Source organism: Rhodococcus sp. T2V, from assembly GCF_029269925.1.
In the GTDB taxonomy this organism is placed as follows: domain Bacteria; phylum Actinomycetota; class Actinomycetes; order Mycobacteriales; family Mycobacteriaceae; genus Rhodococcus_F; species Rhodococcus_F koreensis.
Genome location: NZ_JARJBD010000169.1, coordinates 1 through 9897 on the forward strand (window position 1 = coordinate 1; position 9897 = coordinate 9897).

The 9897-nt window shown below is 66.5% G+C and carries 10 protein-coding genes and 2 pseudogenes; 8 read left to right on the plus strand and 4 right to left on the minus strand.

The window, feature by feature from the left end; translation table 11 throughout:
• Nucleotides 1-681: 681 nt before the first annotated feature.
• Nucleotides 682-834: a hypothetical protein gene (locus P3H15_RS51505; protein WP_276144411.1), complete on the minus strand. Its 153-nt coding sequence runs from the start codon at nucleotides 832-834 to the stop codon at nucleotides 682-684.
• Nucleotides 835-1214: 380 nt separating this feature from the next.
• Here P3H15_RS51505 and P3H15_RS51510 point away from each other — a divergent pair, with 380 nt between their 5' ends.
• Nucleotides 1215-1532, plus strand: a complete 318-nt coding sequence (locus tag P3H15_RS51510) for a hypothetical protein (RefSeq protein ID WP_072951724.1) — start codon at nucleotides 1215-1217, stop codon at nucleotides 1530-1532.
• 124 nt (nucleotides 1533-1656) lie between these two features.
• Here P3H15_RS51510 and P3H15_RS51515 read toward each other — a convergent pair.
• Nucleotides 1657-1992, minus strand: a pseudogene (locus P3H15_RS51515) (MerR family transcriptional regulator); the annotation flags it as partial.
• Between the two features lie 127 nt (nucleotides 1993-2119).
• Between P3H15_RS51515 and P3H15_RS51520 the strand changes: the two are divergent.
• From P3H15_RS51520 to P3H15_RS51535, 4 genes are all read left to right on the plus strand, one after another.
• The gene (locus P3H15_RS51520; protein ID WP_219455035.1) at nucleotides 2120-2539 is read left to right on the plus strand and encodes an Hsp20/alpha crystallin family protein; all 420 of its coding nucleotides are present in this window, start codon (nucleotides 2120-2122) and stop codon (nucleotides 2537-2539) included.
• 40 nt (nucleotides 2540-2579) lie between these two features.
• The gene (locus tag P3H15_RS51525) at nucleotides 2580-2975 is read left to right on the plus strand and encodes a hypothetical protein (protein ID WP_346348887.1); all 396 of its coding nucleotides are present in this window, start codon (nucleotides 2580-2582) and stop codon (nucleotides 2973-2975) included.
• 458 nt (nucleotides 2976-3433) lie between these two features.
• On the plus strand, nucleotides 3434-3808 hold the full coding sequence (locus P3H15_RS51530; protein ID WP_276144412.1) for a J domain-containing protein: 375 nt from the start codon (nucleotides 3434-3436) through the stop codon (nucleotides 3806-3808).
• A gap of 286 nt (nucleotides 3809-4094) precedes the next feature.
• The gene (locus P3H15_RS51535) at nucleotides 4095-4598 is read left to right on the plus strand and encodes an STAS domain-containing protein (protein WP_276144413.1); all 504 of its coding nucleotides are present in this window, start codon (nucleotides 4095-4097) and stop codon (nucleotides 4596-4598) included.
• A 400-nt stretch (nucleotides 4599-4998) separates the two neighbouring features.
• On the opposite strand, the gene P3H15_RS51540 is transcribed toward P3H15_RS51535, so the two are convergent.
• Both P3H15_RS51540 and P3H15_RS51545 read right to left on the minus strand, forming a co-directional pair.
• Nucleotides 4999-5226, minus strand: a complete 228-nt coding sequence (locus P3H15_RS51540; RefSeq protein WP_276144418.1) for a hypothetical protein — start codon at nucleotides 5224-5226, stop codon at nucleotides 4999-5001.
• 69 nt (nucleotides 5227-5295) lie between these two features.
• The gene (locus tag P3H15_RS51545) at nucleotides 5296-5718 is read right to left on the minus strand and encodes an Hsp20/alpha crystallin family protein (RefSeq protein ID WP_276144414.1); all 423 of its coding nucleotides are present in this window, start codon (nucleotides 5716-5718) and stop codon (nucleotides 5296-5298) included.
• Between the two features lie 126 nt (nucleotides 5719-5844).
• On the opposite strand from P3H15_RS51545, the gene P3H15_RS51550 reads away from it, so the two are divergent.
• From P3H15_RS51550 to P3H15_RS51560, 3 genes and pseudogenes are all read left to right on the plus strand, one after another.
• Nucleotides 5845-6588: a helix-turn-helix transcriptional regulator gene (locus P3H15_RS51550; protein ID WP_276144415.1), complete on the plus strand. Its 744-nt coding sequence runs from the start codon at nucleotides 5845-5847 to the stop codon at nucleotides 6586-6588.
• A 401-nt stretch (nucleotides 6589-6989) separates the two neighbouring features.
• A pseudogene (locus P3H15_RS51555) lies at nucleotides 6990-7262 on the plus strand (alcohol dehydrogenase catalytic domain-containing protein); the annotation flags it as partial.
• A 337-nt stretch (nucleotides 7263-7599) separates the two neighbouring features.
• The gene (locus tag P3H15_RS51560; protein WP_276144417.1) at nucleotides 7600-9117 is read left to right on the plus strand and encodes an acetyl-CoA hydrolase/transferase family protein; all 1518 of its coding nucleotides are present in this window, start codon (nucleotides 7600-7602) and stop codon (nucleotides 9115-9117) included.
• The last annotated feature ends 780 nt before the right edge of the window (nucleotides 9118-9897 follow it).

Sequence of the window (9897 nt, forward strand, 5' to 3'; positions counted from 1 at the left end):
CCCTTGTGCGGCTCATTGCCCACGTTCGCGTGCGCCCAGATGTCAGCCGGGGCGGAGGACTTATCCGTGTGGGGGGTTCGCCCGTGACGACGTGGGCTCCCGCCTTCGCAGCGACCGGCGCGGACAACCGTCGGTAGACCGATTCCGGCAGGCATTCTCCGCGAAGAACTGATCCTGGATGCGGCTTGCCCCAACGCCCTGCGGCGATGGCGATCATTCCGGGAGTGTCGACTGCCAAATGTACTGACAGACAAACCTTTCCATTTAGCCGATAAGGCTATTATGACGTTTTCGCCGGTGGGGGCGGGTGCGTTGTGCTCCACTCATCACTCCGCGCCCGCTCATCTCACCGGGCAAACTCGGGAGCCCAGACTGCAACTGGCGGAGCCGCCGATCATCGATCCGGCGAAGTTGCGGCGGCCGCCGACCGGCAACGTCACGTTGAGGCCGAGCGGTACCGTGCCGGTTCACCGCAGGTGCAGGCGCGTGGCCTCTCGGAGACGGTCCCTTCAGGTCGTGACCGCGCCGACCGAGGCGCAGCCGGGACACAGGACACCGTCACCGATCTCCCACCCGTTCAACCAGGCTATCGCAGCGGCGAAGGACCGGTCGCCGTCCCGCGACCGGTACACGTGATCGCAACGGCTGCAGGAGGAAACGGTTTCGGCGGGCGCATGGTTCTCACGTGGCCTCCCGTTCACCGAACAGTATCTGCTGCCACCAGTTCGCCAGTGGGCTCGGCTCCGGCCAGCGCACCGGTTCACCCAGCACCAGCGGGACCTCGACGGTGGGGTCACCGAACTGTTGCTGCTGATGTCGATCGTCGTGGCGCACAGCAGCACACCTCCCCTCAACTCCGGCACCCGTCACCCGACGAGCGCGGTCACTGTGCACACCAGAAATTAGCACTCGACCCTCCCCAGCGCCATCATTGCCATCCAGTTGCGCATGCATGCGGAAATTGATAAGCAATGATTGCGAGTGCTCATGTCGATGGCACCCCACGCGCTCTCGAATCGGGCTTCGCTGGCGCAGAGACGTTTTGCTCTGTCTCCTCGACGCGAGATTCCGGCCCGGTTTCGAGATTTGCGATGGCTGGAAAATAACCCAGATACGTATTCGCGGCGTCGCCCGCAGACTCGCCGAGCTCCCGTCTCGCCCGGCCGCCGCCGTGTCGACAGAGTCGCCGTTCCCCGGTCCGATGAAGGAGGATCATGACCACCGCCGCCCGTCCGTTCGCCTCCGAACCCGCGCGCAATTCCTCCCCCACTGCTCCCACCCCGCGCCTCGGGACGTGCCTGTCCGATGCGGCGATCATGTTCGGTGCCCTGTCCATCGTGATGTTCTGGATGTTCGGGTTCGGCATCATCCTCGGTGGGGCCGCCCTCGTCACCGGCGCATTGAGCCTCCGGCGCCCGGACGTCACCGACGACAAATCCACATCCCTGGAAGTGCTTCTCGGCGTGCTCGCCGGAGTGTTCGGCATCGCGGCAGGTCTGATTTTTCTGGTCTGCGCGCTACCCCATTTCTGACAACTCACGCGTGTGCGCGCACAAGGACGTCGCCGTCCGACCGGCGCCGTAGAGACCATGATTCACCAGTCGAACGGTCGGGGATCGCTCACTCGACGAGGCCTAGCGCGGCCCGTTACGGCGGCGGTGGTCGTTGCGCGCGCAGCTGGGCGTTGTCGGTTTCCAGACGGGCGTTGTCGGCTTCGAGTTCCCCGGTACGGCGCTCGAGGTCGAGGACGTGACCGATACCGACCAGGTTGACGCCGGCGTCGATGAGTTCGGCGATCCGCCGGAGCCGGACCAGGTCGTCGTCGCTGTAGCGACGGGTACCACCCCCGGTGCGGGCCGGAGTGAGCAGCCCGTACTCCTCGTACAACCGCAGCGCCGCGATCCCGAATCCGGACAGTTCGGCGGCCACCGAGATGCCGTACACCCCGCGTCGGGAGCGGATCTCGGTGTCGCGCTCGGATTCTGGAGTCATGTCGTGCTCCGATCGGAAATTATCTCGCCCAGACTCTTGTCATAGTCTACGACAAATGCTATACCGAATCTACAGCATCTGCTGGAGTTTAATTGTTGGGATGAGAGGGTTTCTGGAGGTGGAGACGATGTTGATGCGCACCGATCCGTTCCGCGACCTCGACCGTCTGACGCAGCAGATCCTCGGCACCGCGGCGCGGCCGGCGGTGATGCCGATGGACGCCTGGCGCGAGGATGACCGGTTCGTGGTGGAGTTCGACCTGCCCGGCGTGCAGGTGGAGTCGATCGATCTGGACGTCGAACGCGACACCGTGACCGTGCGGGCGCAGCGGCCCGGACTCGACGACAAGCAGGAGATGGTGGCCTCCGAGCGTCCGCGTGGGGTGTTCAGCCGGCAGCTGTTCCTCGGCGAGAACCTCGACCCGGACAAGATCGAGGCGTCCTACGACGCCGGGGTGCTGCGGTTGACGATCCCGATTGCGGAGAAGGCCAAGCCCCGCAAGATCGAGATCAGCAACCATTCCGAGCGCAGGGCCGTCACCGCCTGACCCACACCGTGACAGCCCTCCCAGGAGGGGGTGAACATCGATGACCCCGGCGATCATGGTCACCGCAGCACCCGGCACCGGCACACCGGAGCGCCTCGCACGCGCGGCGGTGCGGCCGTGGCACGAGCTCGACTACGAGCTGCTCGTCGCCGATTCCGACCGCATCCTCGCCGACGCGCTCACCCCGCAGACCGTGGTCCTGCTCGCGACGATGGCCACCGCACGATCCGGCCCGCGGCATCGGCCGCGTCCCCGGTGGTCGGGGTGGCCGGTGACCGCTCCCCCGGCCCCGCAGATCCGGGCCACCCAGCGCTCACCACCCGGCGGAAGCGAGCCCACCGGGGGGTGGCCGGGATGCGACTCGAACACCCGCGGTGAGACGCCCGGTTCGACGGATGAGACCGGAACCGCTCGAGAACGATCACGAAAGGAGTGAGGCAACACCGCAACGAAATCCACGGACGGGTTCGACCGCCGCCGCGTCTCCGCCACCTGTCCACTGCGCGGACGCGGCGCGGCGAACCCCCTGGTACCCGGCACCGATCCGGGGCCGCCGACCCACCGACGGGACACACCGGCGCCACCACACCCACAGCGATGATGTTTTCGGCGCACCGCCATTGACGATGGCACCCTTCCGAATTCGACGTCGGCCGCCCCGGCTCCGGCACCCGCCACGCACACGAAGCCACACCCGCGACGAACCACGACACGCGGGAACCGGCAGAGCGGTGTCGAGAGCGGACTGTCGGTGCCGATGCCCCGGATGCGTACCCGAACGGCGGCCAGGGCCGCTGCATACGCGCGACGCCGACAGCCGATCCGACCACGCATGTGAGATGGGCGTGGACACGACCAACGCCGCGGTAGACGACGTGGCGAGGAATGGGGACGATGAGCATCGACCGAGATCCGTACCGGGTGCTGGGAGTGACCCCTGCGGCCTCCCAGTCCGAGATCGCCCGCGCCTACCGGCGCCTGCTGCGCCTACACCACCCCGACACCCGCGGACCGGGGCCCGCGGACCCCGGTGCCGACGAACACCTGCAACAGATCCTCGCCGCCTACACCCTGCTGCGCGACCCGGTCCGCCGCGCCCACGACCACACCGACCCCCGAGACGCCGAGCCCGACCCGCAGCAGAGGCGGGCCCCGCCCCCACCGGCACCCGACCCACCCCGGATTCGCGTGCGGATCGTGCCGCGTCCCGCGGCCCGCCGCATGTTCGGCATCACCGTGCGGATCGGCCCGGTGCACTGGCACCACTGACCGGGCGCGACCCCCAGGCGTGTCCTCGTTTGGAGAGCGTCCGCGCGAGAAGGGCAGGCATCCCGCCGAGCCGCGACGCGGCCGGGTGAGGTGGGCGTCGGCGCCACACCGGCGGGTGCTGTGCCGATGCTGGGGTTTCATTCCGGCTGCAGCCCGATTACCGTCGTCGTCACAGGTTAAGACAGCAGCCGCCGAACTTCATCCACTGCGGCCGCTGTGCGTGCACCGACCCCCGCCCCCACCGGCAGGGTGCCCGCTCCCCGACCGCCCCCACCCGGGAGCGACCATGACCTACCTGCGATCGGTCATCGAAAGCCCACAACGCCTACGCCTGTCCCTGTCCGAGACCGCCGGCTGGGACCGAGCCGACTCCGCCCACTGCCCTTTCACCCTGAAGATCGACGAACCCACCGGCGGTCCGATCGTGCTGCGCCTGAGCGGCGACGTCGACGCAGTCACCGCCCCGATACTCACCGCCTGCCTCGACGAAGTCGTGCTGCACGGCCGCAGCGCCGTCGTCGACCTGCTCGGCACCACCTTCGTCGGATCCGCGGCCCTGTCCGCACTCGCCGAGGCCGGCCCCCGGATCCGCGAGCAACGCGGCCACCTGACCGTCGCCGCACCTCACCCTCTGCGCCGCATCATCGCACGGGTCGGCATGGACACGGTGCGCACCTTCGACAGCCTCGCGCACGCCTTCACCGCCGCCCACGGCGGGCCACAGTTGGCCGGCGGGCCGCCGCCGGACCCGACGACCGACCTCCCGTCCACGCGGCGACAGACCCGGTGACCATGCCATCGCCGACCGTGCCCGCCGTACGAGGACCTCCCGTCACCGACGGGGCCGAGCGCCCGCTCTCCCGCCGTCCCCCGAAACCGTGGCTGCGGGCATGTGACGCCGACTACTCCTTTCCGATTTCATCGAGACGTCAATCAGACCCTCGCTACCGTAGGCATCACACCTCGTCAGACCCATAGTTCGGTCAGCCCCGAAGGTGGGGAGGCACCCAGAGACCGCCGCCTCCGTCGTGTCCCTCGATGTCGAGCCCAGGCATCAGCACCCCACCCGGAGCGTGGGGGCGCACCGGCCGCCATACCGCTGATCGGTACCGCCCGTACTCACCCGCGCCCGCTCGCCGCAGCGGAACCCGTCAATCGTGCGACAGGACGAGGGGTCCTGTCGCACAACATCATCGGGCTGGCAGCCGGTGCGCACTCCGGCCCGACCTCCCGCGCCGCCGATCCGCCGTCCCACCGGAAGCAACGGCCTGCGGCGTGAGCGCGTCGGCGAGGATGCGATCCGAATCGGCCTCGAGCACTGCGTACTCGAGCTCGTGCCACGGCCACACCACCTTGCGTAAGCTGCGCTCCGGAACCTCGGTGGCGTTCACCTCGGTGACCATGTGCGCCAATGTCATCGACAATTCACCCCCTCCCGAGCCTTGTCGCCTCGGTCGAGCGTTGACGGTCGCCCTGTCGCCCGCGCCTCAGGCGTTGACCGCCTTCTTCTCCGAATGCCCACTACCGATCTCGATCTTGCGGGGCTTCGCCTTCTCCGCGACCGGAATCGTCAACCGCAGCACCCCGGCGTCGTAACTTGCCTCGATCTTGTCCGCATCGAGGTTCTCCCCCAGGAACAACTGCCGGCTGAACACCCCGCGCGGACGGTCGGCCGCAACCATTTCTCGGTTCTCGTCGAGCGCCGACCGTTCGGCGCGCACAGTCAGAGTGTTCTTATCGACGTCCAGATCCAGCGAGTCGGCATTGACACCGGGTAGATCGAACTCCACCACGAACCGGTCCTGTTCACGCCAGGCGTCCATCGGCATCACCGCCGGACGGGCCGCGGTGCCGAGGAACTGCTGTGTCAGACGGTCGAGGTCGCGGAACGGATCCGTACGCATCAACATCGTGTCTACCTCCTGAAACCTCTTCATCTCACCAGGTAATCTCAAGCAGAAGCTGTAGATTTAGTACAGCATCTGTCGTAGATCATGACAAGAGGTTGTGCGAGAAAATTCCCGATCGGAGCAAAAGTGCCCGAAAAATTCGAGCGGTACGACTCCGAATCACCGTCGCTGCGAAGTGTTTACGGCATTTCGGTGGCCGCCGAGCTGTCCGGGTTCGGGGTCGCGGCACTGCGCCTGTACGAGGACTACGGGCTCATCACCCCGGGCCGCACCGCCGGCGGCACCCGCCGCTACAGCGACTACGACCTGGCCCGGCTTCGGCGCATCGCCGAACTCATCGACGCCGGCGTCAACCTCGTCGGTATCGGCCGGGTTCTCGACCGCGAGCACCGCACGGACGAACTCGAACGCCACAACCGCCGCCTGCAAGCCGACAGCGCGCAACTGCGCGCCGAGCAGGATCCCGAGACCAGACAGACCACATTGGTGCCGCCCGTGCCTCCGAGGTCGACGCTGAGCAGGACCGGTCCGCGAGTGATGCGGCGCGGCCCGGACGGCGGTCAGTCTCCGGGCAGAATCCCCGCCTGCGGGACGGCCCCACCCGCACCCGCGGCACCGGCGAACGCGAACACCACTAACGCACCCGTCACGCCGTTTCGGCACCGGCATGCCGGGACACTCATCAGCGCGGGCATCGCGACTGCCAGGACCATGAGCTCGAGCCTCAACCTCATCAGCCGACGCAGCTGCACGACGGTGTCGGACCAGCGCCGGCCGATCGTCGGGACGCCGCTGGATCGCAGCAGCTCCACCAGCATCCGCGCATGGTTTTGTTCCTCGGCGACGAACAGTCGCACGGAGGCTGCGTAGTCGGGGTCACCCGCAGCGTCCGCATTGACGATCAGGTGGGCACCGTCGCCGCTCTCTCCCACCTGGAACTTCCGCAGGCTCCGTGCCACCGCCGAATGCAGCTGGCAACTGCGGGACCAGTCCGGCTCGGGCTCGCTGGCCCGCCGCGCGGCCCGGTCCGCGAAGTCAGCGCACCAGGTCTCCGACGTGCTCATACAGAGAGGGTAGAGCGAAGCACTCTGATCGATGACCGGTCAGCGATCCGCTTACGGCGTCCCGGCCCCTGAATCCAGCATCAGATGGAAGGTCTTGGAGTCAGCCTTGGCGAGCTTGGCAGATAGCCGCCGCCGACCCAACGTAGTTGCAAACCCCCGGGCTCGTGGTGTTGTGAATCACACAGACGCAACGAGGTCCCCTGCCACAATGCCGCGGACCGAGACTGGCCGGTAAAGCCCACCCCACCGTTCATCCCCTGCCATGAGGGGCTATGGGACGGTTGTCGAACTGGGCGAGCAGGTCGGGAATGCCTGGCCGTAGTCGGCCTTTCTGGAATGCCGATACTGCCGCACGGTTTGGGAACCCTGCGTGAGAATCAGATTAATGGCGGATACTCGGTCAACGGATCCTTGCCGAGTACATGCTGACGGACTCGCGCTTCGCGGCGCGCATTCCGGGACGGTTCCGACCCGGCGGACACGCCGGTCGATGCAGACGTCAAGTTGGAGGGTGACCACCGCTGTCAAACAGCAGGAATCGTGACCTGTCGGCGTCATGATCGCCCGGCCCTCTCACGGAAGCGCCCGGGCAGTGACCAGGATCACGATTCAACGCGCATTCGGACGCGACTCGGCAGGCGACCTCATGGAGCCGACGAGCGGCGGGTCCGCCGCGAGGAACGGTCGAGGACGGCGGGCAGTGGCGAACACCGGATGTGATCCGGTGAACATCACGATCTTTCGGGGTGTTCGCGTCACGTCGCCCACTCCTACACTGGCCGCCGTGAGCCTCCAGATCAGTGATCCCGCGTCCCCGTTGCAGTCGAGTCGGATTCGACATTCGGCGTTCCAGCAGAAGGTGACGTCGGCGGAGGAAGCGGTGAAGGCCATCGGTCCGGGTGACACCGTCGCTGTCAGCGGCTTCGCCAGTGCAGGGACACCCAAGGCGATCATCCCGGCCCTGGCTGATCGGATTCACTCCGCCCGCGCGGCCGGCGCGAATTTCACCATCGACTTGCTGACCGGGGCGTCCGTGTCGACGGAGACCGAGAGGATGCTCGCCGAGGTCGACGGTATCGCCCTGCGGATGCCATACCAGGCGGAATCCACTGCACGGCACAGGATCAACCAGGGACGGATGGACTATGTCGACATCCACCTCTCGCACGTGGCACAGCAGGTGTGGGAGGGATATTACGGCGCGGTGAACGTCGCGGTCGTCGAGGTCTCCGGCATCACCGAGACCGGCGAGCTGATCCCCTCCGCGTCGGTCGGAAACAATAAGACGTGGCTCGACGTCGCGGAGAGAGTCATTCTCGAGGTCAACTCGTGGGTTCCTGACGCGATGGACGGTATCCACGACATCTACTACGGCACAGCGCTTCCCCCACACCGCCGGCCGATCGAACTCACCGACGTCGAGGACCGCATCGGGCAACCGCATTACCGGGTGGACCCGGCCAAGGTCGTTGCGGTGGTGGAGACGAATGCCCCCGACAGTGCGAGCGCGCTGACCGCGCCGGATGCAGTCAGTGAGGCGATCGCGGCGCATGTGCTGGACTTCTTCGACCACGAGGTGAGGCGTGGTCGGCTCCCGGAAAATACCCTGCTGCCACTGCAGGCGGGCGTCGGAAACGTGGCCAATGCCGTGCTCGGTGGGCTCGATCGCGGCCCGTATCGGGGTTTGACCTGCTATTCCGAGGTCATCCAGGACGGGATGCTGCACTTGATCAAAAACGGCACCGTCCGGTTCGCGTCGGCTACCGCGCTGGCGCTCTCGGAGGGCGGGATCGAGGAGTTTACCTCCAACATCGACTTCTACCGGCAGCACATCCGGCTCCGCCCGCAAGAAATCAGCAACCATCCCGAGTTGGTCCGCCGATTGGGAATCATCGCGATGAACGGGATGTTGGAGGCCGACGTCTACGGAAACGTCAATTCGACGCACGTGATGGGCACCAAGATCATGAACGGCATCGGCGGATCCGGGGACTTCGCGCGCAACGGATACCTGTCGATGTTCCTCAGCCCGTCCACGGCGAAGAACGGGGCGATCTCGTCGATCGTCCCGATGACCCCGCACGTCGACCACACCGAGCACGACACCCAGGTACTGGTCACCGAGCAGGGCCTCGCCGACTTGCGGGGGTTGTCGCCGCGTCGTCGGGCCCGGGTGATCATCGAGCGCTGCGCGCATCCGGAATTCCGGCCGCTGCTCACCGACTACGTCGAGCGGGCGAACGCCACTGCGGGAGCCGGCCAGACGCCGCACCTGCTCGGGGAGGCGTTCTCGTTCCACCAGCGGTACCTGGAGTCCGGCTCGATGCGACTCTAGGACGGTCACCTTCCCGCTCTCCCGTCGGTCGGTGGACCTTCCGAGAACCGTCCGGGAAGGCCAGCCGAGGCGGTCTGGGACCTGGTGGGCCCGATGGCCGAGGAGATTCCGGATAGCGTACCGGTGCAGGGCATGTGGGCGCCGTTTGACCCGGGTCGACGGGCGGCCGGTCCACCCTGCGCCCGGGCAGTGGAGATCTGAGGTGCCTCGCGCTTGCCCGGGAGTCAACCCGTCTGCCGGACTCGAAAGCGGATCTGCCAGACATGGGACTGAGCCGCGGACACACTAGACGTTGAGAACCCACAGGTCGGAAGCGCCTGAAGTGACACCGAGCGTGTGAATGTACACCTGGCTGAAGGTCTAGCGAGCGGTTTCCAGTTTCGTGTCGGTTGTCCTGTGACAGTTGATCGTCCCTTTTTGTCACTCAATCTTGCTCGTGCTGCTCGCCTGCCACTACGGATTGCTCGCGTTCTGATCGTTCGGGCTGGATGGGAGCACGTAAACGAAGCTGCGGCCGAGTGCACGAAGGGCCATGTATGGCTGGTTGAGCTGGGCTTTGTCGATGCGGATGCAGCGATCTACCTCGACGCCGTCATCCGCGCTTCGCAGATCCTCCACCGCGGCCACTTACGTGAATCAAGCAAGATCCAAAGGCGAAATTCTCCGGATCCCCCGGTCTGCCAGCAGCCTTGACCAAGACCAGTTCGCCACTTGAGATTCCTCACCCCAGGTCCAGGCTTCTCTCGGGAATTTTTGTTAACAAATGCTATTTGCGCTGGT